This window comes from Kitasatospora sp. NPDC004272, assembly GCF_053603035.1.
This window is the reverse complement of record NZ_JBSGET010000046.1, coordinates 1-22,827: the sequence shown is the minus strand read 5'-3', so window position 1 is coordinate 22,827 and position 22,827 is coordinate 1. Positions and strand designations below refer to the sequence as shown.

General features: G+C 73.8%; 26 protein-coding genes and 1 riboswitch. Of the genes, 4 read left to right on the top strand and 22 right to left on the bottom strand.

The genetic code is table 11. The annotated features are described in order from the left end of the window. Nucleotides 1-6: 6 nt before the first annotated feature. Complete coding sequence (pyrR, locus tag ACWEO5_RS16455; RefSeq protein WP_344551430.1) at nucleotides 7-618, bottom strand: bifunctional pyr operon transcriptional regulator/uracil phosphoribosyltransferase PyrR; 612 nt, start codon at nucleotides 616-618, stop codon at nucleotides 7-9. Between the two features lie 279 nt (nucleotides 619-897). Here pyrR and bldD point away from each other — a divergent pair, with 279 nt between their 5' ends. After that, on the top strand, nucleotides 898-1,401 hold the full coding sequence (gene bldD / locus ACWEO5_RS16450; RefSeq protein WP_030459171.1) for a transcriptional regulator BldD: 504 nt from the start codon (nucleotides 898-900) through the stop codon (nucleotides 1,399-1,401). Nucleotides 1,402-1,504: 103 nt separating this feature from the next. Here bldD and ACWEO5_RS16445 read toward each other — a convergent pair whose 3' ends face one another. The 5 genes from ACWEO5_RS16445 to ACWEO5_RS16425 form a co-directional block, all read right to left on the bottom strand. Continuing rightward, nucleotides 1,505-2,290 (bottom strand): hypothetical protein, encoded by a 786-nt coding sequence (locus ACWEO5_RS16445; RefSeq protein ID WP_452163024.1) that lies wholly within the window; start codon nucleotides 2,288-2,290, stop codon nucleotides 1,505-1,507. A 346-nt stretch (nucleotides 2,291-2,636) separates the two neighbouring features. Further along, on the bottom strand, nucleotides 2,637-3,464 hold the full coding sequence (locus ACWEO5_RS16440) for a thioesterase family protein (protein WP_452163023.1): 828 nt from the start codon (nucleotides 3,462-3,464) through the stop codon (nucleotides 2,637-2,639). Nucleotides 3,465-3,573: 109 nt separating this feature from the next. Next, nucleotides 3,574-4,011, bottom strand: a complete 438-nt coding sequence (gene nusB / locus ACWEO5_RS16435; RefSeq protein ID WP_344551433.1) for a transcription antitermination factor NusB — start codon at nucleotides 4,009-4,011, stop codon at nucleotides 3,574-3,576. A gap of 2 nt (nucleotides 4,012-4,013) precedes the next feature. Continuing rightward, nucleotides 4,014-4,577: an elongation factor P gene (efp, locus tag ACWEO5_RS16430; protein ID WP_452163022.1), complete on the bottom strand. Its 564-nt coding sequence runs from the start codon at nucleotides 4,575-4,577 to the stop codon at nucleotides 4,014-4,016. Between the two features lie 70 nt (nucleotides 4,578-4,647). Next, nucleotides 4,648-5,754, bottom strand: coding sequence for an aminopeptidase P family protein (locus ACWEO5_RS16425; RefSeq protein WP_452163021.1), 1,107 nt, complete (start codon nucleotides 5,752-5,754; stop codon nucleotides 4,648-4,650). A gap of 133 nt (nucleotides 5,755-5,887) precedes the next feature. Here ACWEO5_RS16425 and rpmG point away from each other — a divergent pair, with 133 nt between their 5' ends. Both rpmG and ACWEO5_RS16415 read left to right on the top strand, forming a co-directional pair. Beyond that, the gene (rpmG, locus tag ACWEO5_RS16420) at nucleotides 5,888-6,052 is read left to right on the top strand and encodes a 50S ribosomal protein L33 (protein ID WP_344551435.1); all 165 of its coding nucleotides are present in this window, start codon (nucleotides 5,888-5,890) and stop codon (nucleotides 6,050-6,052) included. Between the two features lie 47 nt (nucleotides 6,053-6,099). After that, entirely contained in the window at nucleotides 6,100-6,342 is a 243-nt protein-coding gene (locus tag ACWEO5_RS16415; RefSeq protein WP_344551436.1) for a type B 50S ribosomal protein L31, read from the top strand. 49 nt (nucleotides 6,343-6,391) lie between these two features. Here ACWEO5_RS16415 and ACWEO5_RS16410 read toward each other — a convergent pair whose 3' ends face one another. The 6 genes from ACWEO5_RS16410 to ACWEO5_RS16385 all read right to left on the bottom strand — a co-directional run bounded on the left by ACWEO5_RS16410 (nucleotide 6,392) and on the right by ACWEO5_RS16385 (nucleotide 11,209). Then, nucleotides 6,392-6,967, bottom strand: coding sequence for an XRE family transcriptional regulator (locus tag ACWEO5_RS16410; protein WP_452163020.1), 576 nt, complete (start codon nucleotides 6,965-6,967; stop codon nucleotides 6,392-6,394). Between the two features lie 89 nt (nucleotides 6,968-7,056). Beyond that, entirely contained in the window at nucleotides 7,057-8,178 is a 1,122-nt protein-coding gene (locus ACWEO5_RS16405) for a HoxN/HupN/NixA family nickel/cobalt transporter (RefSeq protein ID WP_452163019.1), read from the bottom strand. Between the two features lie 30 nt (nucleotides 8,179-8,208). Then, nucleotides 8,209-8,417, bottom strand: a riboswitch (cobalamin riboswitch). A 101-nt stretch (nucleotides 8,418-8,518) separates the two neighbouring features. After that, complete coding sequence (locus tag ACWEO5_RS16400; RefSeq protein ID WP_452163018.1) at nucleotides 8,519-9,211, bottom strand: DUF6445 family protein; 693 nt, start codon at nucleotides 9,209-9,211, stop codon at nucleotides 8,519-8,521. Nucleotides 9,212-9,295: 84 nt separating this feature from the next. Further along, entirely contained in the window at nucleotides 9,296-10,102 is an 807-nt protein-coding gene (locus ACWEO5_RS16395; protein ID WP_452163041.1) for an Fpg/Nei family DNA glycosylase, read from the bottom strand. Nucleotides 10,103-10,170: 68 nt separating this feature from the next. Beyond that, nucleotides 10,171-10,632 carry a DUF6924 domain-containing protein gene (locus ACWEO5_RS16390; protein ID WP_452163017.1) on the bottom strand — a complete coding sequence of 154 codons (462 nt, stop codon included), beginning with the start codon at nucleotides 10,630-10,632 and terminating at the stop codon, nucleotides 10,171-10,173. A 10-nt stretch (nucleotides 10,633-10,642) separates the two neighbouring features. After that, nucleotides 10,643-11,209: a helix-turn-helix domain-containing protein gene (locus ACWEO5_RS16385; protein ID WP_452163016.1), complete on the bottom strand. Its 567-nt coding sequence runs from the start codon at nucleotides 11,207-11,209 to the stop codon at nucleotides 10,643-10,645. Nucleotides 11,210-11,299: 90 nt separating this feature from the next. Here ACWEO5_RS16385 and ACWEO5_RS16380 point away from each other — a divergent pair, with 90 nt between their 5' ends. Then, nucleotides 11,300-12,202 (top strand): SDR family oxidoreductase, encoded by a 903-nt coding sequence (locus ACWEO5_RS16380; protein ID WP_452163015.1) that lies wholly within the window; start codon nucleotides 11,300-11,302, stop codon nucleotides 12,200-12,202. 642 nt (nucleotides 12,203-12,844) lie between these two features. Here ACWEO5_RS16380 and ACWEO5_RS16375 read toward each other — a convergent pair. The 10 genes from ACWEO5_RS16375 to mltG (ACWEO5_RS16330) all read right to left on the bottom strand — a co-directional run bounded on the left by ACWEO5_RS16375 (nucleotide 12,845) and on the right by mltG (ACWEO5_RS16330) (nucleotide 22,676). Then, nucleotides 12,845-13,564, bottom strand: a complete 720-nt coding sequence (locus tag ACWEO5_RS16375) for an AAA family ATPase (protein WP_452163014.1) — start codon at nucleotides 13,562-13,564, stop codon at nucleotides 12,845-12,847. Between the two features lie 202 nt (nucleotides 13,565-13,766). Then, a complete protein-coding gene (aroQ, locus tag ACWEO5_RS16370; protein ID WP_452163013.1) occupies nucleotides 13,767-14,210 on the bottom strand; it encodes a type II 3-dehydroquinate dehydratase in 444 nt (147 codons plus the stop codon). Further along, nucleotides 14,207-15,301, bottom strand: coding sequence for a 3-dehydroquinate synthase (gene aroB, locus ACWEO5_RS16365; protein WP_452163012.1), 1,095 nt, complete (start codon nucleotides 15,299-15,301; stop codon nucleotides 14,207-14,209). The genes aroQ and aroB overlap by 4 nt, the downstream gene beginning before the upstream one ends. Continuing rightward, nucleotides 15,294-15,824 carry a shikimate kinase gene (locus tag ACWEO5_RS16360; protein WP_344551445.1) on the bottom strand — a complete coding sequence of 177 codons (531 nt, stop codon included), beginning with the start codon at nucleotides 15,822-15,824 and terminating at the stop codon, nucleotides 15,294-15,296. Before ACWEO5_RS16360 ends, aroB begins: the two co-directional genes overlap by 8 nt. After that, on the bottom strand, nucleotides 15,821-17,005 hold the full coding sequence (gene aroC / locus ACWEO5_RS16355; protein WP_344551446.1) for a chorismate synthase: 1,185 nt from the start codon (nucleotides 17,003-17,005) through the stop codon (nucleotides 15,821-15,823). Before aroC ends, ACWEO5_RS16360 begins: the two co-directional genes overlap by 4 nt. 265 nt (nucleotides 17,006-17,270) lie before the next feature. Further along, nucleotides 17,271-18,098, bottom strand: a complete 828-nt coding sequence (locus ACWEO5_RS16350) for a shikimate dehydrogenase (RefSeq protein WP_452163011.1) — start codon at nucleotides 18,096-18,098, stop codon at nucleotides 17,271-17,273. Next, the gene (locus ACWEO5_RS16345; protein WP_452163010.1) at nucleotides 18,095-18,586 is read right to left on the bottom strand and encodes an N-acetyltransferase family protein; all 492 of its coding nucleotides are present in this window, start codon (nucleotides 18,584-18,586) and stop codon (nucleotides 18,095-18,097) included. Before ACWEO5_RS16345 ends, ACWEO5_RS16350 begins: the two co-directional genes overlap by 4 nt. Then, nucleotides 18,583-19,407: an ABC transporter ATP-binding protein gene (locus ACWEO5_RS16340; RefSeq protein ID WP_344551449.1), complete on the bottom strand. Its 825-nt coding sequence runs from the start codon at nucleotides 19,405-19,407 to the stop codon at nucleotides 18,583-18,585. Before ACWEO5_RS16340 ends, ACWEO5_RS16345 begins: the two co-directional genes overlap by 4 nt. Before the next feature lie 102 nt (nucleotides 19,408-19,509). After that, a complete protein-coding gene (gene mltG / locus ACWEO5_RS16335; RefSeq protein WP_452163009.1) occupies nucleotides 19,510-21,369 on the bottom strand; it encodes an endolytic transglycosylase MltG in 1,860 nt (619 codons plus the stop codon). Nucleotides 21,370-21,488: 119 nt separating this feature from the next. After that, complete coding sequence (mltG, locus tag ACWEO5_RS16330) at nucleotides 21,489-22,676, bottom strand: endolytic transglycosylase MltG (RefSeq protein ID WP_452163008.1); 1,188 nt, start codon at nucleotides 22,674-22,676, stop codon at nucleotides 21,489-21,491. Nucleotides 22,677-22,827 lie beyond the last annotated feature (151 nt).

Genomic DNA, 22,827 nt, shown 5'->3' with positions numbered 1-22,827 from the left:
GCGGTTCTACTCCGGGAGTTCGGGGTCGGCGGCCAGGGCCTGGGAGGAGCGGGCGGCGTAGTCGCGGTCGCCCAGCAGGACGGCGTCCAGGCCGTCGGACTCGGCCAGCCGGACCTGCACGGCCTCGCGCAGCGAGGTGGGCAGGTTCTTGCCCACGTAGTCGGCGCGGATCGGGAGTTCGCGGTGCCCGCGGTCGACCAGGACGGCGAGGCGGACGGCGCGCGGACGGCCGATGTCGCCCAGCGCGTCGAGCGCGGCCCGGATGGTCCGGCCGGAGAACAGCACGTCGTCGACCAGGATCACCAGCTTGCCGTCGATGCCCTCGGCCGGGATCTCGGTGTGCTCCAGGGCCCGCGCGGGCTTCAGCCGCAGGTCGTCCCGGTACATGGTGATGTCCAGCGTCCCGAACGGGATGTCCCGGCCGGTGATCTGGGTCAGCTTGGCCTGCAGCCGGCGGGCCAGGTGGACACCGCGGGTGTGGATGCCGAGCAGCACCACGTCCTCCGCGCCCTTGGCGCGTTCCACGATCTCGTGGGCGATCCGGGTGACGACCCGGGCGATGTCGGTGGCGTCCAGCACCTGGTGCGGGGCGCGGGGGGTGGAACTGGGTGTGGTCATGCCGAAGCGGACCTCCTTCCCCGCCTCACGGGACGGGTCTTAAAGGATGTCTGGAATGGTTTCCGGCCGCAGCCGGAGCCGCGTCAATGGTAGCAGCGTGCTGATCGAAGGCCGTTCGCCGCCCGTTCGCACGAGTGCCCCATTCGGCTTGACGCGCAACCCTCACTCTACGTAACCTCACAGTGAGTTACGAAGGTGCTCCGCAGCGAGCCCTCCGTCGCTCACTTTTCGGCGCACGCGAAGCAAGCGCACGCGCAGCAATCTCGTCCGGGGAGATCCATGTCCAGCGACTACGCGAAGCAGCTCGGGGCCAAGCTCCGGGCGATCCGCACTCAGCAGGGGCTCTCCCTGCACGGCGTCGAGGAGAAGTCCCAGGGCCGATGGAAGGCCGTGGTCGTCGGCTCCTACGAGCGCGGCGACCGCGCGGTCACCGTCCAGCGCCTCGCCGAGCTGGCCGAGTTCTACGGCGTGCCGGTCCAGGAGCTGCTGCCCGGCGGCACCCCGGGCGGCGCCGCCGAGCCGCCGCCGCGCCTGGTCCTCGACCTGGAGCGGCTCACCCAGGTCCCGTCCGAGAAGGCCGGCCCGCTGCAGCGCTACGCCGCGACCATCCAGTCGCAGCGCGGCGACTACAACGGCAAGGTGCTCTCGATCCGCCAGGACGACCTGCGCACGCTGGCCGTCATCTACGACCAGTCCCCCTCGATCCTCACCGAGCAGCTGATCAGCTGGGGCGTGCTGAACCCGGACGCGCGGCGCGCCGTCCGCGAGGAGGACGCGAGCTGACCTGCGGTCGACTCGCCGTCTGAAGAAACGTCACAGCGGGGCGGGACACCGGCAATAGCCCGGTGTCCCGCCCCGCTGTCGCCGCCCCGGAACCGCCGCCAGCTCAGACCACCGTGCCCAGGCTGAACCCGGGGGCCGCGGCCACCCCGGCCACCGCCAGCTCGGCCGGCGACCACTCGTAGCCGGTGCTCCGCCAGGCCCAGGCCACCTGCCGGTACTCCCCGCACAGCGCGCCCGAGCCCTGCGTCCCGTGCAGCACCGCGGCGCCCGGCAGCTCGCAGTACAGCCCGGCGCACAGCACCGCGGTGACCAGGTCCAGGTCCTCGTCGTTGATCCGCACCGCGCCGTCCTCCCAGTGCAGCACCCGCGCCCGGGCCTCCAGCGGCCCGCCCGGCGCGTCCACCACCACCCGGAACTCGTAGGCCCCGCAGCCCGCGCCCACCAGCACCCGCCGGAACACCTCCGACGCCTGCTGGTACGTCCACCGCACCCGCGGGTCGGCCGCCGCGCCCTCGGCGCCGCACAGCGCGCCGTCCATCAGCAGGTCGGCGTGGCACAGCACGAGGCCGCCCTCCCGGGCCCGGACCAGCCGGGGCAGGAAGTCCGCGAGGTCCTCGCCGCGGTAGGTCACCAGCTGGGTCCGCAGCGGCGGGTTGACCAGGTAGCCGTCCCGCGCGGCCTGCTCCCGCACGTCCAGCCCGTGCAGCAGGCAGTAGTCCTCGAAGTCCTCCGGGTGGAACATCCGCGCCCGGACCGTCCCGTACTCCTCCACCGCCCCGGCCAGCAGCTCCCCGGCCTCCCGCAGGTACGTCCCGTAGTCCGGCGCGTCCGTCACCCGCCAGGACCGCACCCGCTCGAAGTCCGCCTCGCTGGTCAGGATGCCCGTCACGAACGCCTCCTCGCTCCGCTGCGAGGGCTCTGCACTGCAACGGCGCGGCCGGCGGCTGTTCCTGGACATCGGTGGCTCCCGGGGATCTCGGTCGAGCAACTGCTGCCCCACTCCTCCCCGCCCACACCCGTCCCACACACACGCCCTGTCACAACTCTGCAACTGACCGTCAGGAGAGAGCCCCGACAGGGGCTCGGGAACGGCGAGTCCGTGCTGCTGGTGGCCGGGGCCCATCGAAGTGTCCGTGCTGCTGCGCGCCTTTGACCGAACCGGAAGCCGACGCGCGCCACGGCAGTGAACCCGCAGCAGCCACGGTCTCGCCGTTCCCCGAGCCCCCGAACGCCCCCTACCGGGGCGCCATGGCCAACTGCCGGGACTGGGCGACCAGTCGCCCGTTCTCGTCCCAGACCTCGCAGTCCTCCTCGAAGTACCCGCCGGCCACGTTGCGGGTGGCGTGCGAGACCCGCAGCCAGCCGTCGGCGGGCAGGGCGCGGACGTGGACGGTGAGTTCGATGGTGGGGGCCCAGCCGGGGCGGCCGAGGTCGAAGGTGACCGGGGGGAGGGCGTCGGCGGTGAGGAGGAGGGAGAGCGCGTCGGCGGGGCGCTTGTCGGCGAGCCGGAACCAGCCCTGGATGCGCCCCTGCTTGGACGGCTGGCCGACCGCCCAGCCGATGGTGGCCGGGTCGAGCCGGAGGTCGAGGCGCTCCAGCAGGGCGGCCTGGGTGAGGAGTTCGCGCGGGGCGTGCTCGACGCCCACGCACTGCTCGGGGGCGGGCAGTTCGGGCGGGAGCGCGGTGGTGGAGACCTCTTCGTCGAGCGCGGCGAGGTCGGTGAAGGAGGCGGTGACCCGCAGCCGCTCCTGGCCGTCCTGGGAGAGGATCGCGCTGCCGGTGGTGAGGCTGCGGCCGCGCCGGAGGATCTCGGTGCGGACGGTCGCGGGCCCGGGCCGGGAGGCGGACACGTAGGTGCCGCTGACGGTGAGCGGGTGCGGGTGGGCCGGTCCGGCCTCCCGGGCGAGCGCGTGCGCGGCGAAGGCGAGCAGCAGGCCGCCGTTGACGCCGCCGCCGATCTGCCAGCCGTCGCCGAGTTCGCCGTCGTGACGGCCGGGCTCGTCGGGGTGCGGGGTGAGCGCGATCCCCTGGTCGAACTCGAAGGCGGGGGTGCTTTCCGGCATGGCTTCGCGGCCCTTCTGCGCGGCGGAACAGAAACTACTTGCCGGTAGCTTACGCGCGGAGGCCGCCGGACCAACAGGTCCGACGGCCTCCGGGGGGGGCGTGCGGGGCTCAGCGCCGGATGCTCGGCTTGAGCTCCATGAAACGGGCGAGCAGGCCGTTCACGAAGGCCGGCGACTCGTCGGTGGAGAACTCCTTGGCGATCTCCACCGCCTCGTCCAGGACCACCGCGTCGGGCGTCCCGTCCTCCCAGATCAGCTCGTATGCACCGAGCCGGAGCACGTTGCGGTCGGCGATCGGCATCCGGTCCAGCGTCCAGCCCACCGCGTAGGTGGAGATCAGGTCGTCGATGGTGCGCGCGTGCTGCGCGTACCCCTCGACCAGCTGCATCGTGTACTCCGCGACCTGCGGAATGCCCTCGTCCGGACGGGGGTCGCGCGCCCGCGCGATCCAGTCGGCGAGCACCCGCTCGGGGGACACGCTTCGGTGGTCCGCCTCGAACAGGATCTGGAAGGCCCGGGTGCGGGCCTTGCTACGAGCAGCGGCCACGGTTACTTGACCCGGCCGAGGTAGCTGCCGTCGCGGGTGTCGACCTTGACCTTCTCGCCGGTGGTGACGAAGAGCGGCACCTGGATCTCGGCACCGGTCTCCAGGGTGGCGGGCTTGGTGCCACCGGTGGAGCGGTCGCCCTGCACGCCCGGCTCGGTCTCGGAGATGACCAGCTCGACCGCGGCGGGGAGCTCGACGTACAGCGGGACGCCCTCGTTCTGCGCGACCAGGGCCTCGAAGCCCTCCAGCAGGTACTTGGCGGCGTCGCCGACGGTGGCGGAGTCGACCGGGACCTGGTCGTAGGTGTCCATGTCCATGAAGATGAACGCGTCGCCGTCGCGGTACGAGTACTGCATCGTCCGCTTGTCGACGTTGGCGGTCTCGACCTTGATGCCCGCGTTGAAGGTCTTCTCGACGACCTTGCCGGAGAGGACCTCCTTCAGCTTGGTGCGAACGAAGGCCGGGCCCTTGCCGGGCTTGACGTGCTGGAACTCGACGACGGTCCAGAGCTTGCCGCCGTCCAGCTTGAGGACCATGCCGTTCTTGAGATCGTTCGTGGTAGCCACGGGCGCACTTACTCCTGATATGTCCGCTGTCAAGGAACACCAAGCCGCGCGCCACCGCGACCGGCTCCGGTCACAGCGCGAGGAGCTCCTTGGTGGTGATGGTGAGCAGCTCGGGCCCGCCCTCCTCGGGAGGCCGCACCACGAGCGTGTCCTCGATCCGGACGCCGCCCCGGCCCGGGAGATGGACCCCTGGACCGACGGTGACCGGCACGCGATTGTCCAGTTTACCCATGTCGGCGGGCCCCAGGCGCGGAGCCTCCCGGATCTCCAGCCCGATGCCGTGTCCCAGGGCGTGGACGGAGTGCTCGGCGTGGCCCGCGGCCTGGAGGATCGAGCGGGCGGCGTCGTCCGGGACGTGCTGCTCGACGCCGGGTCCGAGGGCCTCCCGGCCGGCCCGCTGGGCACGGAAGACCAGGCGGTGCAGCTCGACCTGCCAGGCGGCGGGGGCGGCGCCGATCACGAAGGTGCGGGCGGTGGAGATCCCGTAGCCGCGGTAGCGGGCGCCGAGCGCGACGGTGAGGAAGTCGCCCTCCTCGACCCGCCGGTCGGTGGGCTGGTGCTGCTCCAGGCCGGAGTGGCTGCCGGTGCCGACCGAGACCGGGAAGGCGGCCCGGTCGGCGCCGTGGTCGATCATCCGGCGCTCCAGCTCCATCGCCAGGTGCCGCTCGGTGCGGCCGACCAGGATGGATTCGAGCAGTTCCCCGAGGGCCTGGTCGGCGATCTCGGCGGCGATCCGCAGGTCGGCGATCTCGTACTCGTCCTTGACCACCCGCAGCCGTTCCACCGCCCGGTCCAGGTCGAGCAGCCGGACCGCCCCGGCGAGCCGGGCGACGGTGCGGTGCCTGGTCACGGTGAGGTCGTGCTCCTCGACGGCGAGGTCGCGCACCCGCAGCCGGGCGGCGGCCTCGGCGGCGGCGGACGCGGCGTCCGCCTCGGCGGGCACCGGCAACCGGGTGACCTCGGGGTCGGCCTGCCGCTCGCCGCCCTCCTCTGGTTCGGCGCCCTCGGGCGCCGCGAGCACCGCGCGGTCGCGGGTGAGCAGCAGCGCGGCGCCCAGCGGCGGGCAGCCGGTGAGGTAGCGGACGTTGGCGGCGCGCGTGATCAGCGCGGCGTCGGCCCCGGAGGCGCTGCAGTACTCGCGGAGGCGTTCGCGTCGGGCGGCGTGCGCGTCGGACATGGTCCGAGCGTACGAACGGGTCGGGGCGGCCGCCTGTCGGAACCGGCTGGGCGGGTGGGGAATGCCCGCGGGGGTGCCCGTGTTGTGGCGTAGTGAAAACGGCAATCGTTGCCGGGAGAGGGAGGTCGAGACGATGGCACGCAGCGAACTGCGACCGGTGGTCACGCTCCGGTCCACGGCGGGGACGGGCTTCGCGTACGTGACCCGCAAGAACCGCCGCAACGACCCGGACCGGATGGTCCTGCGGAAGTTCGACCCGGTGGCCGGGCGGCACGTGGAGTTCCGCGAGGCCCGCTGACCCGCACCCGTCCGATCCAGCACGCACCCAGCGAGGAGGAAGCAGTCATGCAGCAGGGAATCCACCCCGAGTACCGTCCGGTGGTGTTCCGGGACAAGACCGGGGGCCTGTCGTTCCTGACCCGCTCCACCGCCGCGAGCGAGCGGACGGTCGAGTGGGCCGACGGGCGGACGTACCCGGTGGTCGACGTCGAGACGTCCTCGGCGAGCCACCCGTTCTACACCGGCCGGGCCCGCCTGATGGACACCGAGGGCCGGGTCGAGCTGTACCGGCGCCGGTACGGCGGCTGACGGCGCGCGGAGCGAGGGGCCCCGGGTTCGCCCGGGGCCCCTCGCCCGTTCAGGCGCCGGGCGGGGGGACGGAGACCACCATGGTGACCCGGCAGGGCACCTCGCCGTCGTTGCGGTAGCCGTGCGCGGTCCCGGCCTCGTAGGAGGCGGTGGACCCGGCCGGGACGCGGTGCTCACGGCCGTCCAGGACGAGGGTGAGGACGCCCTCGTCGACCCGGGCGATCTCGACGCTGCCGGGCGGGTGCGGGTCGGAGGCGTGCGACTCCCCGGGGTGCAGGAGCCAGGCCCACAGCTCCAGCGGGCCGGGGGCCTCGGCGCCGCCGAGCAGGGTGCCGCTGCCGCCGTCGGGGCCGGTCCACAGCCGGACGGCCTCCTCGGCGGGGACGATCCGGACGGCCGAGGCGGCGTCGTAGTCGAGCAGCCGGGCGATCGAGACGCCGAGCGCGTCGGCGAGCCGGACCACGGTGCCGATGCTCGGGTTGGTGCGGGCCTGTTCGATCTGGACCACCATGCCGCGGCTGACCCCGGAACGGGCGGCCAGCGCGTCCAGGGTGTGGCCGCGGTCGAGGCGCATCCGCTTGAGGTTGCGGGCGAGGGCCTGGGTGACGAGGTCGGGTTCCGGCACGCGGGGTCCCTGTTCGGGTCGGGGCGGGCCGCGCTCCGGCGGCCGGGGAGGTCCACCGAACTGTACTGCGCGACCCGCCCGACGGTGCGTCAGGAGGCCCCGGCGCCCGCTCCGCCGAAGGCCCGGGAGCGCTTGGCGATCCGCCAGTAGCCGATCGCGGCGGCCCAGACCACCACGAACAGGCCGACGATCACGAAGCCGACGTTGTCCAGGCTGAGGCCCGCGATCCATCCGGTGACGGGGTCGGCCAGGTCGAACTTGTCGTGCAGCACCGCGACCAGCTCGATGGTGCCGATCACGAAGGCCACCGCGATCGACAGCCCGGTGATGGTCAGGTTGTAGTACACCTTGCGGACCGGGTTGGCGAACGCCCACTGGTAGGCGAAGTTCATGAACGTGCCGTCCAGGGTGTCGAACAGGCTCATTCCGGCGGCGAACAGCAGCGGCAGGCAGACCACCGCGTACCAGGGCAGCCCGGAGGCCGCGCCGGAGCCCGCCATCACCATCAGGGTCACCTCGGTGGCGGTGTCGAAGCCCAGGCCGAGCACCATCCCGACCGGGAACATCTGGCCGGGGCGGCTGATCGAGCGGGTGGCCCGGTTCAGCAGCCGGGCCAGCAGGCCGCGGGCGTTCAGGTGCTTCTCCAGCTCGGCCTCGTCGTACTGGCCGGCCCGCATCGCCCGGAACACCCGCCAGATGCCCAGCAGGGCCACCAGGTTGAGCGCCGCGATCAGGTAGAGGAAGGCGCCGGACGCGGTGGTGCCGATGGTGCCGAGCACCCGGTGGGTGGTGGAGTCCTCGTCCATCAGGGTGCCCGCCAGCGCCGCGCCCCCGGCCACCAGGCCGGCCATCAGCACCACCATCGAGGAGTGGCCGAGCGCGAACCAGAAGCCCACCGAGACCGGGCGGCGGCCGTCCGCCATCAGCTTGCGGGTGGTGTTGTCGATCACCGCGATGTGGTCGGCGTCGAAGGCGTGCCGCATGCCCAGGGTGTAGGCGGTGACGCCCAGGCCGACGCCGAACACCTGGGTGCCGACCTTGTAGTCGTACGGCGCCACCAGGAACAGCAGCGTCCCGAACGCCACCACGTGCAGCGCCAGGATCACCGCCATCAGGCCGGCCGTGCGCAGGGTGTCCTCGCGCCGCCAGCGGAAGGAGGGAAGGGGGGAGCCGGGCTTGTGCCCGGGCAGGGTCGACTCATGCGCGGTCATCCGCGTTCACGCTCCAGCACCTCGTGGATCACTTCGTGAGATGCCGTGGCCGGTCTCCTGGCTGACGGGGTGTTGCGCGCCGGCTCCCGGCCTTCCCGGCCGCGAGCGGCCAGTGGCACGGGGTGGGAGCCGACGACTCCCCGATCACAGTGGCGAGGGCCGCTCCGGACTCCTGCGTCCCACTCTCGTGACGGACGCAGTGCACCGGCTTCCCGAACACCACGGCCCGCCCACCGTAGGCCCGCCGGGGGCGCGGCGGCAAGGGCGCCCCCGGGTCCGGGTGGCGCAGATCACGCCTGGTCAGGGCCGTGCTGACGAGCGGTCAGGCCGTCCGGGCGGCTCAGGCCATCCAGAAGAAGACGCAGGTCATCCGCTTCTGCTCCAGCGTCGCGCCGTGGTACTCGGTCGCGGTGTGGATCAGGTTGGCGGTGTAGAGCAGCAGCCGGTTGTAGCGGTGCGGGACGGCCAGGTCCTCGGTGAACGAGTCCGGCGGGACGAAGCGGGTGCCGAGCGCGTCCACCAGGTTGTCGTGCGGGGCGACCACGCTGTTGCCGCCGAGCCGGCCGCCCGGGAAGCTCTGCCGGTGGAAGCTGGTGCCGCAGCGCTTGGGGACGGCCGGGTTGAGGTACAGCACGGCGGCGTACCGGCACAGCGAGCGCGAGTCGGTGTGCGGGCGCGGCTCGCACTCCCCCGCGCCGACCACCTGCACGCAGTTGTGGTTGAAGGTGCCGCCCCCGGCCTCGTCCAGCGCCCAGATCCGCTCCGCCCCGGTGGCCCCGCGGACCAGCTCCTCGACGTGCGCCAGCTCGTCCGGCTCCAGCCCGGGCATCGCGCGCAGCCCCGGCCAGGACTCCGGCCGGTGCGGGTAGCCCTCGTCCCAGTCGGTGCGGGCCAGGTGCCGGGCCCGCACCGCGTCCGGGTCCGGCAGGACGTCGTCCAGCACCCAGTAGTCGCGTCCCCTGGTGGGCTTGCGGTACGGCAGGACCGGGAGCGCCGGGGTGGGGCGCGGGCCCTGGAACGGTTGCACGGGCATGCACCCGACAATAGGAGCGCCGTTCCGGGCCCTCGCCCAAGGCGTGGTCAACCTTGCGTCAAGGCTTGATCCGCCGACGGCCCGTCAGACCTGCTGGCAGCGCGGGCACCAGAACAGGTTCCGGGCCGCCAACTCCTCGGTGCGGACCGGGGTTCCGCACACCAGGCAGGGCTGGTCGTGCCGGCGGTAGACGTACACCTCGCCGCCGTGGTCGTCCACCCGCGGGGGGCGGCCCATCGCCTCCGGGGTGTGCTCGGGGCGGACGGTGTCGATCCGGCCGGCGGCCACGCCGTCGTGCATCAGGGCGACCAGGTCGGCCCAGATCGCGTCCCACTCCGCGCGGGAGAGGTCGCGGCCGGCCCGGTGCGGGCTGATGCCGAGCCGGAACAGCACCTCGGCGCGGTAGACGTTGCCGACGCCGGCCAGCACCTTCTGGTCCATCAGCAGGGCGGCGACCGTGCTGCCGCTGCGGGAGATCCGCTGCCAGGCCGCGTCGCCCGCCTCGCCCGGGCGCAGCGGGTCCGGCCCCAGCCGGCGGTGGACGGCGGCCTTCTCGGCGGGGGTGAGCAGTTCGCAGGCGGTCGGGCCGCGCAGGTCGGCGTAGCCGCCGTCGTTGACCATCCGCAGCCGGACCTGGCCGACCGGCGCCGGGGCCCCGCCCGCACCGAACTCGTACTTGCCGTACAGGCCCAGGTGCACGTGCAGCCAGTGCTCGCCGAAGCCGAGGAACAGGTGCTTGCCGTGCGCCTCCGCCTCGTCCAGCACCCGCCCGTCGATCAGCGCGGCCCCCTCCGCGAAGCGCCCTTGCGGGCTGGACACCCGGACCGGGCGGCCGCCGAACCGCTCGTCGTTCTCCCTGGCCAGGCGGTGGATCACATGCCCCTCGGGCACCGGCGTCAACTCCTCGGTCGTGGTGGTCGGCGAGGAGTCCATCCTCCCAGGGCGCACGGACAGCCCGGTCAGCCGGCCCCGGGCCGGTAGCAGCCCTCCGGGTCGCGGCGGGCGGCGGCGGCGAACTCCTCGAAGCCGAGGTTGCCGATCGACAGGTTGGCGTTGATCTCCCCGACGGCGGCCGCCAGGGCGCGGAACTCGGCGCCGTGCTCGATCTCCTGGGCGTACCACCCGGGCTCCGCGCAGTCCTCGGGGAGCAGCGTGGTGACGGCGAGCAGCGGGTGGCCGGGGCCGGTCAGCGCGGTGCGGTCGGCGAGGAACAGCACGTTCGGGCCGCCGTCGGCGGTGGCCCGGGCGGCGGCCACCACCTCGGCGGGGGCGGCGTCGGCCCAGCCGGGGTCGTCGACCAGGTGGACGTCCGCACCGAGCGCGGCGCGCAGGGCCTGCCAGCCGGGCTCGTGGCCGTCGGTGTGGTCGGTGCGGACGATCAGGGCGTCGTGCTCGCCGATGTCGGCGACGGGCGGGCGCACGGGGGCTCCTTCAGAGGGTGGCGGCGGTGTCGCGCAGGGTGGTGAGCGCCTCGCGGGCCAGGGCCGTGAAGTCCTGGCCGGGGCGGGCGGTCCAGCGGGCCAGGGCGGTGCCCAGGGCGAGCAGGGTGAGCTGGGCGGTGAGGACGGCGGCCGGCTCGGGGACGCCGCGCTCGCGCAGGGCGGCGGCGAGGGCGGCGGCGAGGGCCTCGCGCTTGAGGAGTTCGCGCTCGGTGAGCTCGGGGTTGGCGGCGATCACCTGCTGGCGCTCGCAGACCGTCCCGTACCGCTCGGCGGTGAAGGCCTGCTCCCCGGCGGCGGCCAGCGCGGCCCCGGCGGCCTCCAGCGGCCCGGCCCCGGGCGGGGCGGCGGCGATCGCGCCGGTGAACAGCCGGGCCAGCGCGTCACCGCCGGAGAGCACCTCGCGCTTGTCCGCGAAGTGCCGGAAGAAAGTGCTCTTGGCCAGGCCCGCGCGTTCGGCGATCTCGGCGACGGTGGTGCGGTCGTAGCCCTGCCGGACGAAGAGTTCCAGCGCGGCGCGCCCCAGCCGCTCGCGGGCGTTCGGGTCCCATCTGGCCATGATCCGAAGTCTACGTGACGGGACTTGGTCGCATCACGCGGCTCCACGGGCTATGGTGACGGGACAAGGTCTCATCACTGGAGGTCCACTATGCACGTCTTCGTCACCGGAGCGACCGGCCACCTCGGCTCCGCCCTCGTCCCCGACCTGCTCGCGGCCGGCCACCGGGTCACCGGCCTGGCCCGCTCCGACGCCTCCGCCGCCGCCCTCACCGCCCTCGGCGCGGAGGTCCGCCGCGGCGACCTCGACGACCTGGACGGCCTGCGGGCCGCCGCCGCGGCCGCCGACGGCGTCGTGCACCTGGCCTTCAAGCACGAGGCGATGCTCGGCGGCGACTACGCCGGCGCGATGGCCGACGACCTGAAGGCCGTCCGGGCCCTGGTCGAGGCGCTCGCGGGCACCGGCAAGCCCCTCGTCGGCACCGGCGGCACCGGCGCGGGCGGCGCCCCCGGCCGGCTCTCCCTCGAAACCCGGGTCGCCCCGGGCGCCCCGCGCACCGAAGCCGAACAGGCCCTGGTCGACGCGGCCGCCGAGGGCGTGCGCACCAGCGTCGTCCGGCTGCCCCCGGTCGTGCACAGCCCGCTCGACCGGCACGGCTTCGTCCCCATCCTGATCCGCACCGCCCGCACCACCGGCACCTCCGGCTACCTCGGCGAGGGCACCAACCGCTGGCCCGCCGTCCACACCCTCGACGCGGCCCGCCTCTACCGGCTCGCCCTCGAACACGCCCCCGCCGGCAGCCGGCTGCACGGCGTGGACGACCAGGGCGTCCCCTTCCGCGAGATCGCCGAGCGCATCGGCATCCGCCTCGGCCTCCCCACCGCCCCCGTCGAAGAAGCCCGCGCCGCCGAACACTTCGGCTTCCTGTCCCGCATCGTCCCCCTCGACATGCCCGCCTCCGCCGAGACCACCCGCACCCTGCTCGACTGGCAGCCCACCCACCCGAGCCTGCTCGACGACCTGAACGAGGACCACTACTTCACCGAGAACTGACCCACCCGCCCCCGACCCCACACCCCCTCACCCCAGCCCCGCCGCCACCTCCCCTCGCCGCGCAGCGAACCCTCAACGCCCCTGCAACCGGCCCAGCATCGCGTGCCCCCGCGCCGCCGCCGTCCCTCCCCGCCCCAACCCCCGCGCCGCGCAGCGAAACCCCAGCCCGCTCGCAACCCACTCGGCACCGCATGCCCCAGCCCCGCCGCCTCTCCCCCGCCCAACCCTCTCACCGCGCAGCGAACCCTCAACGCCCGTGCAGCCGGCCCAGCATCGCGCGCCCCCGCGCCGCCGCCGTCCCTCCCCGCCCCAACCCCCGCGCCGCGCAGCGAAACCCCAGCCCGCTCGCAACCCACTCGGCACCGCATGCCCCAGCCCCGCCGCCTCTCCCCCGCCCAACCCTCTCACCGCGCAGCGAACCCTCAACGCCCGTGCAGCCGGCCCAGCATCGCGCGCCGCCGCGCCGCCGCCGTCCCCGGCACACCCCACCCCCTCGCCGCGCAGCGAAACCCCCTCACCGCGCAGCAAACCCTCAACGCCCCTGCAACCGGCCCAGCACCGCGCTCCGCCGCGCCGCCGCCGTCCCCGGCACACCCCACCCCCTCGCCGCGCAGCGGAACCCCCTCACCGCGCAGCAAACCCTCAACGCCCCTGCAACCGGCTCAGGATCGCGTGGTCCAGTGCCGCCGCCGTCTCCGGCACGCTGAGGTTGGAGTTGTCGATGATCGGGAGGCCGGAGGTGCGCCAGCCAGCCATCCGGCCGTGGATGCGGGCGACTTCGTCGTCGGAGAGGCGCCGGTTGCCCGAGCGTTCGGCGTTGCGGGCGAGGACGCGATCGAGGCCGGGGAGGAGGACGACGGGGATCATGCCGGGGCCGATGTGGCGCTTCCAGCCGCCGAGGCCGATGGCGGGGCGGTCGGGGAAGACGGCGTCGTCGATGATGCAGGAGATGCCGTTGGCGAGGTAGTTGCGGCAGGCGAAGCCGCAGGTGCGGCGGGCGAGCCGGTACTGGGCCTCGGAGTCGGTGTTCCAGCCGGACTGCGGGTTGGCGAAGCCGGACTGGACCCACTCGCGGACGTCGTCGAGGCTGATGTGGGCGGTGGGGGTGGGGCGGCGCTCGGCCCAGTAGCGGGCGACGGTGGTCTTGCCGGCGCCGGCCGCGCCGATCAGCAGGACGGCGATCGGGCCGACCGGGACCGGGGCGGGGAGCGCGGGCTGGTGCGGGGGCGGGGCGGGCAGTTGGACGGCGGTTCCGCTGGGCAGCAGGAAGTGTCCGGTCCCGCCGGGGGCTATCGGGGCGACGGCCTTGAGCGGCACGGTCGGCCGGTCGGGCCGGGGCGCGGTGGGCCCCAGGGCGGGCATCGGCTGGGTGCTTCCGGAGTACGGCGGCTGATGGCCCGTCGGGTGCGGGTGCGGATGCGGGTGCGGGGCAGCAGCCGGCCGGGGCGGCACCTGGCCCCCCGCGTGCTGGTTCTGCGCGTACTGGCTCACCGCCACCTCCCTGCGCCGAATGTACACGTGGGCCCGGTGGCGGGCACAAGTCCGCCACCGGGCCGGGGTGCCGTCAGCGGCTGGTGAGCTGCTCGGCGAGGGCGCGCAGGGCGAGTTCGTACGAACCGAGGCCGAATCCGGCGATGGTGCCGGAGGCGACGGCCGCGATGACCGAATTGTGGCGGAAGGTCTCGCGGGTGTACGGGTTGGAGATGTGCACCTCGATCAGCGGCGCGGTGCGCTGCGCGGCGGCGTCGCGCATGGCGTACGAGTAGTGCGTGAACGCGCCGGGGTTGATCACCACGGGGGTCCCGGCGTCCGCCGCCTCGTGCAGCCAACCGACCATCTCCGCCTCGGAGTTGGTCTCCCGGACCTCCACGTCGAGACCGAGTTCGGCGCCGAGCTTCGCGCACCGCTCGACCAGTCCGGCGTACGAGGTGGAGCCGTACACGTCGGGCTCGCGGGAGCCGAGGCGGCCCAGGTTGGGGCCGTTGAGCACCAGGACGGGCCCGCTCATCCGGAGACCTCCCCGTAGGCGGCGACCAGCACGGACGGGTCCGGGCCCTCCAGGATGGAGGTCTTGGCCAGGCCGTCCAGGACGACGAAGCGCAGCAGGTCGCCGCGCGACTTCTTGTCGATCTTCATGGCGTCCAGCAGCTTCGGCCAGGCGTCCGCGCGGTAGGTGAGCGGCAGGCCGACGGAGGCCAGCACGGCCCGGTGGCGGTCGGCCGTGGCGTCGTCCAACCGTCCGGCCAGGCGGCCGAGTTCGGCGGCGAAGACCATGCCGATGGAGATCGCCGCGCCGTGCCGCCACTTGTAGCGCTCGTTGCGCTCGATGGCGTGGCCCAGGGTGTGGCCGTAGTTGAGGATCTCGCGGCGGCCGGACTCCTTCAGGTCGCCGGAGACCACGTCGGCCTTGACCTGGATGGCGCGCCGGATCAGCTCCAGGGTGTGCGGGCCGGACGGGCTGGTGGCGGCCTCCGGGTCGGCCTCGATCAGGTCGAGGATGACCGGGTCGGCGATGAAGCCGGCCTTGATCACCTCGGCCAGGCCGGAGACGTAGTCGTGCTTGCCGAGCGTCTCCAGGGTGCCGAGGTCGGCCAGCACGCCCGCAGGCGGGTGGAAGGCGCCCACCATGTTCTTGCCCTCGGCGATGTTGATGCCGGTCTTGCCGCCGACGGCCGCGTCGACCATGCCGAGCAGCGTGGTGGGCACCGAGATCCAGCGCACCCCGCGCAGCCAGGTGGCCGCGACGAAGCCCGCCAGGTCGGTGGTGGAACCGCCGCCGAGGCCGACCACGACGTCGCTGCGGGTGAAGCCGGTCTGGCCGAGCACCGACCAGCAGTACGCGGCCACCTCGGCGCTCTTGGCGTCCTCGGCGTTCGGCACCTGCAGGGCGATGGCCTCGTAGCCCTGCCCGGCGAGGTCCTCGCGGATCGCCTCGCCGGTGGCCTCCAGCGCCTCCGGGTGGATGATCGCGACCCGCTTGGCCTTCGGGCCGATCAGCGGGGCGAGCTCGCCGAGCAACTGCTGGCCGATCAGCACCTCGTACGGGGCGTGGCCGTCGCTGCCCGCGACCTGGATCCTGACAATGTCGGCGTCAGACATGGGGGTCCTTCAACTCCAGTGCTTCGAGTGCGGCGTCGGCGACCTGCTCGGGGGTGCGGCCCTCGGTGTCGACCACGGCGGTGGCGACCTCCAGGTAGAGCGGGCGGCGGGCCTCCATCAGCTCGCGCCAGCGGGCCCGGGGGTTGACCGCGAGCAGCGGGCGGGGGGCGTCCAGGCCGACCCGCTTGACCGCGTCGCCGAGCGCCACCTCCAGGAACACCACCGGCAGCGGGGCGAGCAGCGCCCGGGTCTCCTCGGCCATCACGGCGCCGCCGCCGAGCGCCAGCACGCCGGCGTAGCCGGTGGCGGCGGCCCGGACGGCCTCCCGCTCCAGCTGCCGGAAGTGCGGCTCGCCCTCGTCGACGAAGATCTCCGGGATCGGCTTGCCGGCGGCCTGCTCGACGTCGGCGTCGGTGTCGCGGAACGGCAGCCCGAGGCGTTCGGCGAGGACCCGCCCGACGGTGGACTTGCCACTGCCGGGCGGGCCGACCAGCACCACCGCGGGCGTGGCCGGCGTGCTCATCGGACGATCAGGTTGTCGAGGTACGACTGCACGTTGCGGCGGGTCTCGGAGACGTTGTCGCCGCCGAACTTCTCCGCCACCGCGTCCGCCAGGACCAGCGCCACCATCGCCTCGGCGACGATGCCGGCCGCCGGGACGGCGCACACGTCGGAGCGCTGGTGGTGCGCCTTGGCGGGCTCGCCGGTGCGCACGTCCAGGGTCTGCAGCGCGCGCGGGACGGTCGCGATCGGCTTCATCGCGGCCCGCACCCGCAGCAGCTCGCCGGTGGACAGGCCGCCCTCGGTGCCGCCGGAGCGGCCGGAGGTGCGCTTGATGCCCTCGGGGGTGGGGACGATCTCGTCGTGCGCCTGCGAGCCGGGGATCCGGGCCAGCTCGAAGCCGTCGCCGACCTCGACGCCCTTGATCGCCTGGATGCCCATCAGCGCGGCGGCCAGCCGGGCGTCCAGCCGGCGGTCCCAGTGCACGTGCGAGCCGAGGCCGACCGGCACGCCGTACGCCAGCACCTCGACCACGCCGCCGAGGGTGTCGCCGTCCTTGTGGGCCTGGTCGATCTCGGCGACCATCGCCTTGGACGCGTCGGCGTCCAGGCAGCGCACCGGGTCCTCGTCCAGGCGGGCCTCGTCGGAGGGCAGCGGCAGCACGCCGGCCGGGGCCTTGGCGGCGGCCAGCTCCACCACGTGGCTGACGATCTCGATGCCGCAGGTCTCCTTGAGGTAGGAGCGGGCGACCGCGCCGAGCGCGACCCGGGCCGCGGTCTCCCGGGCGCTGGCGCGCTCCAGGATCGGGCGGGCCTCGTCGATCGAGTACTTCTGCATGCCCGCCAGGTCGGCGTGGCCGGGGCGGGGGCGGGTCAGCGCCTCGTTGCGGGCCAGGCCAGCCAGCACCTCGGGGTCGACCGGGTCGGCCGACATGACCTGCTCCCACTTCGGCCACTCGGTGTTGCCCACCATGACCGCGACCGGGGAGCCCATGGTCTCGCCGTGCCGGACGCCGCCGAGGAAGGTCACCTCGTCCTGCTCGAACTTCATCCGCGCGCCGCGACCGTAACCGAGCCGTCGGCGGGCCAGCGCGTCGGCCACCATGGCGGTGGTGACCGGCACCCCGGCCGGCAGGCCCTCCAGCGTCGCGACCAGAGCGGGGCCGTGCGACTCCCCCGCCGTGAGCCAGCGCAAGCTACCCACCGAAAGCTCCTTCGTCAGCGGCCCGCGCCGTGAACGGCGGCCGGCCCGGCGTCTCGTCCTGCCCGGCCGCGGGAACGCGACGGGGCGGATCCGATCCTTTCACGTCCCGCAGGTCACCGGGGCCACGGTCCGCGTGGCGGACAGCGGACGTCAGGAAGTGGACAGCACCGCCGCCCCCCGCACGACGACCTGCTCGACCCGTCCGCCCGCCTGCCCGACGCCCGCCTGCCCGACGCCTGCCGACCCACCCTGCCGCTCAGCCCGCTCAGCCCGCGAGCGCCGCCTCCCCGGCCGCCCGCATCGCGGCCAGCGGGCCGCGCTCCACGCCGGTGAACCGCTCGAACTGCAGCACCGCCTGGTGCACCAGCAGGTCGAGCCCGCCCAGCACGGTGCCGCCGCGCTCCAGGCAGGCCGCGGCCAGCTTCGTCGGCCACGGGTGGTACAGCACGTCGAACAGCACGCCCGGGGCCGCCGTCAGCTGCGCCGCGAAGCCGTCGGTAGCACCGACCGGCGTGGTGGAGACGGTCAGCGGCCCGTCCAGCGCCCGCGCGCCGTCCGCCCAGTCGGCGGTGCGCACCGGCACGCCGAGGCGCTCCCCGAGCTCCCGCATCTCGGCGGCCCGCTCGGCGCTGCGCACGTACGCGGTCACCTCGCCGTCGCAGACCTGGGCCAGCGCGGCCAGCGCGGAGGAGGCGGTGGCCCCGGCGCCCAGCACCGCGGCCGACTCGACCCGTTCGACGCCGCGTTCGCGCAGCGCGTTGACCAGGCCGGGGACGTCGGTGTTGTCGCCGTGCCGCCGCCCGTCGCGGTCGATCACCACGGTGTTGACGGCGTCCACCGCGCGGGCGGTGGCGCTGACGGTGTCCAGCAGCGGGCGGACCGCCCGCTTGAGCGGCATGGTCAGCGACAGTCCGGCCCACTCGGCGGGGTCGAGCCCGGCGACGAAGTCCGCCAGGGTCGATTCGTCGATCTCGTACCGGTCGTAGTGCCAGTCGGCGAGCCCGAGCGCGGCGTACCCGGCGTTGTGCAGGGCCGGGGAGAGCGAGTGGGCGATCGGCGAGCCGAGCACGGCGGCCCGGTGCGGGGTGGTCACGAAACGGCCTTTCCAGGATCAACGGGACGGGCGGGGCGGTGCAGGTAAACGTCGACCGGGTCCTCGGACTCCAGCGCGAAGCCGTGCCGTTCGTACAGCCGCCGGGCGGGGCTGCCCCGCAGCACGTTCAGCCGGACGGCCAGGCCCGCGGCGTCGGCCCGGTCCAGCGCCGCGCGCAGCACCGCGGTGCCCAGGCCGCGGCCGTGCAGTTCCGGGCGGAGGTAGAAGTGCTCCAGCAGCAGGGTGCCGGGGCGCTCGTCGGGGGCGAGCGCCAGGCAGCCGGCCAACGGCTCGGCGGGCCCCGGCAGTTCGACCACCGAGGTGTGCTCGGGCCGGTACGCGTCGCGCATCCGCTGCCGGACCCGGTGCTCGTCGTAGCGGCCGAGCCGCTCCAGGTCGGGGCGCATCGCCCCGGCCCGCAGCTCGACCAGCGGTTCCAGGTCGGCGGCGGTGGCGGGGCGCAGCGTCCAGGCGGGGAGTGCGCTCACTCGGTGCCCCGGCGGGTGCGGGCGGACCAGCGGCCCTCGCTGTGGGCGATCCGGATCGGGTGCCGGAAGCACTCGGAGACCAGGTCGGTGGTCAGCACCTCGGTGGCCGGGCCGGCCGCGGTGGTCAGGCCGTCGCGCAGCAGCAGGGCGTGGCTGGTGGTCTCGGGGAGCTCCTCCAGGTGGTGGGTGACCAGCACGGACGCCACCTCGGGGTAGCGGGCGCGCAGTTCGTCCAGGCTCTCCAGGAGTTGTTCGCGGGCGGTGAGGTCGAGCCCGGTGGCGGGTTCGTCGAGCAGCAGCAGCCGGGGTTCGGGCATCAGCGCGCGGGCGATCAGGGCCCGGCCGCGCTCGCCCTGGGAGAGCGTGGTCCAGGGGTTCTCGGCGCGGTGCGCGATGCCCAGGGTGCGGATCAACTCCTCGGCGTGGTCGAGCTGTTCGGCGGTGGGCTTGTGCCACAGGTCCGGCTCGATGGTCTGCGTGGTGCCGGTCAGCACGACCTGGCGGACGGTCAGCGGGGAGCGCAGCGGGTGCCGCGGGTTGACGTGCCCGAGGTGCGCCCGCAGCTCCCGGACGTCGACCCGGCCGAGCTGCCGCCCGAGCACCTTCACGGTGCCGGCGGTGGGGTGCTCGACCGCGCCGAGCAGCGACAGCAGGGTGCTCTTGCCCGCCCCGTTGGCCCCGAGCACCGCCCAGTGCTCGCCGGCCCGGACGGTCAGCGAGACGTCCCGCAAAAGGTACTGCCCGCCCCGCACCACGTCGACGTGGGCGGCCTCCAGCAGGGCGGGTTCGGGCAGGTGCGGCGTCTTCTCCGGTGTCTCCATCCGGATCACGCTACTCGCCCCACCCGGCTGCCCCGCAAAGCCGTTCCACCCACCGGAACACGGCGGCGCGGCCGGTCGCGGGGACCGGCCGCGCGCGTGCGCTCACTTGCAGACGACCTGCTTCGGGTCGTACTGCATGCCCCGGGAGATGCACCAGTCCTTGGTGTTCTGCGCGTGCTCGGTGTCCGTCGCCGCGAACTTGGTCTCGGTGGGCGAGACCGCCAGCCAGTACGCCCAGTCGCCCGGGGTCGGATTGAGGACGGCCTGGATGGCCTCCTCGCCGGGGTTGCCGATCGGGGTCGGCGGCAGACCGGGGTTCATGTTGGTGTTGTACTTCAGCGAGCCGTCGTTGACCTCCTTGTAGGTCAGCTCCTTGCGGCCCAACTGGTACTGGAGCGTGGTGTCCAGGGCGAGCTTGTGCTGGGTGACGTTGGTGTTCAGGCGGTTGGAGATGGCGCGGGCCATCTTGCCGTAGTCCTCCGAGTTGTTGCCCTCGGCCTGCAGGATGCTGGCCTCGGTCAGCACCTCGTACCCGTTCTTCAGGCCGAGCTTCTGCGCCGCCTCGTCCAGCTTGAGCGCGCCGTACTTCTCGACGGCGTTGGACACCATCTGCTTGAGCAGGTCCTCGGGCTTCATGCCCTCGGCGACCGAGTAGCGGGTCGGCCAGAGGTAGCCCTCCGGGTTGCCGTTCGCCTCGGCGGGCAGCCCGAGCGAGCCGGCCTGGTCCTTGGCGGCCTGGGCGGTGCTGCCCGCCTGGAGCTTGAGCTTCTCGTCGATCTTGGTGTAGATCGCGGAGGCCCGCAGCCCCTCCGGGATGATCAGCACGTTGCCGCCGTTGGCCTCCACCAGCTCCTTGAGCGCCGCCTCCCCGGACATCTGGTGCTTCAGGGTGTAGGTGCCGGGCTGGATGGCGCGGCCCCGGGAGTCCTTCTCGTACGCGTTGGTGAACGCCTTGACGCTCTTGACCACGCCCGCGTCCAGCAGCATCTTGCCGATCGAGTCGCCGACGGCGCCGTTCTTGACGGTGATGTTGACCGCGCCGCTGCCGTCGCCCTTGAAGTCCGCCGGCGGGCCGAAGTGGTCCTGGTAGAAGCCGTAGCCCCACCAGCCGGCGCCGCCCATGCCGCCGAGCAGCACCAGGGCGACCACCAGGCAGGCGCCGCCGTTGCGGCGGCCCGACTTCTTGCCCTTCTCCTTGCGCTTGCGCTCGGCCTCGCGGGAGTCGTCCTGCTCGGAGAAGAACGAGCCGTCCCGGCCCTCCTCCTCGTCGAGGTACTCGTCCTCGGCCCAGTCCTCCTGCTCGTCCGCCCGGTCGTGCTCGGGCTCGGCGGCCCGCTGCCCGCCCCGGGCCGGGCCGTCGAGCGCGGCGGCCTCGGCCTCCCAGTCGATGCCGTCCGGCCCGGGACCACCCGCCGGCTCCTGGCGCGGAGCGGGGCGCTGCTGCTGCACCGGCTGCTGTTGCTGCACCGGCTGCTGCTGTTGCTGCTGTTGCTGCTGTTGCTGCTGCTGTTGCTGCCCGAACTGCTGCTGGCCGCCGTACGAGCCGCCCTGCTGCGGCATCTGCTGCTGCGGGTAGCCCTGCTGCTGCATCCCCGGCTGCTGTTGCTGCTGCTGCCCGAACTGCTGCTGCCCGCCGTACGAGCCGCCCTGCTGCGGCATCTGCTGCTGCGGGTAGCCCTGCTGCTGCATCCCCGGCTGCTGTTGCTGCTGCTGGACGAACTGCTGCTCGCCGCCGTACGAACCGCCCTGCTGCTGCGGGTACCCCTGCTGCTGTTGCTGCGCGAACTGCTGCTGCCCGCCGTACGAGCCGTCCTGCTGCGGCATCCCCGGCTGCTGCGGGTAACCCGGCTGCTGCTGTTGCTGCACGTACTGCTGTCCGTACGGGTCCTGGGGCTGGAGCTGTTCCCCGGGGTACCACGGCTGGTCGCCCTGGGAGCCGTAGCGCCCGCTTTGATCAGTCATCGATCCCCTTTGCCGCATCCAGGGTGTCCGTCGAACCAGCGTGCTACCAGGAGCACGTGGTGGGAGACGTTACCGTACCGCAGCGTAGCCAAATGGCCCGACCACGGGTTGTTCACCGTTCACGGGGACGGGGAGTCGGAGGGCTGGGGCGAGGAGTGCTGGGCCCGGTAGGCGTTGAACTCGTCGACGTTCTTGCGCTGCTGCTCCTCGCTGTCGGTGAACCGGGTGTCACCGGGCTGGACGGTGACGAAGTACAGCCAGTCGCCGTCGGCGGGGTGGATCGCGGCGCGCAGCGCGTCCCGGCCGGGGTTGCCGATCGGGGTGGGCGGCAGGCCGGGGTGGGCGTAGGTGTTGAACGGGGAGTCGAGCCTGGTGTCGTCCCGGGTGGTGGTGAGGGTGGAGCGGCCGAGCGCGTAGTTGATGGTGGAGTCGAGTTGGAGCGGCATGTTCTTGGCGAGCCGGTTGTAGACGACCCGGGCGACCTTGGCCATGTCCTCGGGGTTGTCGGCCTCGGCCTGGGCGAGGCTGGCGACGGCCAGCAGGCCGTACGGGGTCACTCCGTTGGCGGTGGCGGCGTCGGCGACGGAGGGGCCGTCGAGGTTGCCGTCGGCCTCCTTGACCATGTCCTTGAGGAGGCTCAGCGCGGTGCTGTCGCCGGTGACGGGGTAGGTGGCCGGGTAGAGGTAGCCCTCCAGGTGGCCGGAGGCGCCGGCGGGCAGGCCGAGGTCGCCGAGGTGCTGTTCGGCGGTGGCCTTGGCGGTGCCGGGCTTCAGGCCGAGCCGGGAGTCGATCGCGGTGAACACCTGGGTGGAGCGCCAGCCCTCGGGGATGGTCAGGGCGTTGGCGTTGGACGGGTCGAGCAGCACGTTGAGCGCGGAGACCGCCGACATCTCCTCCTTGAGGGTGTACGTGCCGGGGTGGATGTTGTTGCCCGCCGGGCTCTTGGCGGCGGCCTCGGTGAACGCCTGGGTGGAGGCGACCACGTGCTTGGCCGTCAGCGCCTTGCCGATCTGGGTGAGGCTGGCGCCCTGCGCCACCGACACCTGGACCTGGCCGCTGCCGCCGCCGGGGTAGTCGGGGGCGGGCTTCTTGCCCTCGGGCCAGAGCACGAACAGCGTGAGCGCCAGCGCCACCGCCACGCCCAGCAGTCCGGCCACGCTCAGGCAGCAGGCGGCGCGGGTGCGCAGTTCCTCCGGGTCGGGCGGTTCGACGCCGTACGGCAGGCCGGGCGGGGCGCCCTCGGGCTCGACGGCGGGGGCGCCGAGGTGGCCGGGGGTGAGTCCGGGCGCGGTGTACGGGTCGGTCACGGGGGCCCTTCCGGCGGCGGGCAAGGAGAGAGGGTCCGTGCGGACGCGCGTCCGGCCGGGGCCGCGTACGCGGGGGGGGGCCCGGGGCGGGGGATGATCCCGGGGTCCAAGGAACACGGCGGCCCCCCCCGCCCCCCGTGGGGGTGAATGG

Excerpts from the sequence above, each read along its gene's own strand:
- ACWEO5_RS16380 (WP_452163015.1), top strand. The coding sequence starts at position 11,300 with ATGCACGTCTTCGTCACCGGAGCGACCGGCCACCTCGGCTCCGCCCTC.
- ACWEO5_RS16375 (WP_452163014.1), bottom strand. The coding sequence starts at position 13,564 with ATGCCCGCCCTGGGGCCCACCGCGCCCCGGCCCGACCGGCCGACCGTG.
- ACWEO5_RS16415 (WP_344551436.1), top strand. The coding sequence starts at position 6,100 with ATGCAGCAGGGAATCCACCCCGAGTACCGTCCGGTGGTGTTCCGGGAC.
- ACWEO5_RS16405 (WP_452163019.1), bottom strand. The coding sequence starts at position 8,178 with ATGACCGCGCATGAGTCGACCCTGCCCGGGCACAAGCCCGGCTCCCCC.
- rpmG (WP_344551435.1), top strand. The coding sequence starts at position 5,888 with ATGGCACGCAGCGAACTGCGACCGGTGGTCACGCTCCGGTCCACGGCG.
- bldD (WP_030459171.1), top strand. The coding sequence starts at position 898 with ATGTCCAGCGACTACGCGAAGCAGCTCGGGGCCAAGCTCCGGGCGATC.
- ACWEO5_RS16340 (WP_344551449.1), bottom strand. The coding sequence starts at position 19,407 with ATGGAGACACCGGAGAAGACGCCGCACCTGCCCGAACCCGCCCTGCTG.
- ACWEO5_RS16440 (WP_452163023.1), bottom strand. The coding sequence starts at position 3,464 with ATGCCGGAAAGCACCCCCGCCTTCGAGTTCGACCAGGGGATCGCGCTC.
- ACWEO5_RS16400 (WP_452163018.1), bottom strand. The coding sequence starts at position 9,211 with ATGCCCGTGCAACCGTTCCAGGGCCCGCGCCCCACCCCGGCGCTCCCG.
- mltG (WP_452163009.1), bottom strand. The coding sequence starts at position 21,369 with ATGACTGATCAAAGCGGGCGCTACGGCTCCCAGGGCGACCAGCCGTGG.
- aroB (WP_452163012.1), bottom strand. The coding sequence starts at position 15,301 with ATGTCTGACGCCGACATTGTCAGGATCCAGGTCGCGGGCAGCGACGGC.
- ACWEO5_RS16360 (WP_344551445.1), bottom strand. The coding sequence starts at position 15,824 with ATGAGCACGCCGGCCACGCCCGCGGTGGTGCTGGTCGGCCCGCCCGGC.
- pyrR (WP_344551430.1), bottom strand. The coding sequence starts at position 618 with ATGACCACACCCAGTTCCACCCCCCGCGCCCCGCACCAGGTGCTGGAC.
- ACWEO5_RS16385 (WP_452163016.1), bottom strand. The coding sequence starts at position 11,209 with ATGGCCAGATGGGACCCGAACGCCCGCGAGCGGCTGGGGCGCGCCGCG.
- aroQ (WP_452163013.1), bottom strand. The coding sequence starts at position 14,210 with ATGAGCGGGCCCGTCCTGGTGCTCAACGGCCCCAACCTGGGCCGCCTC.
- ACWEO5_RS16425 (WP_452163021.1), bottom strand. The coding sequence starts at position 5,754 with ATGTCCGACGCGCACGCCGCCCGACGCGAACGCCTCCGCGAGTACTGC.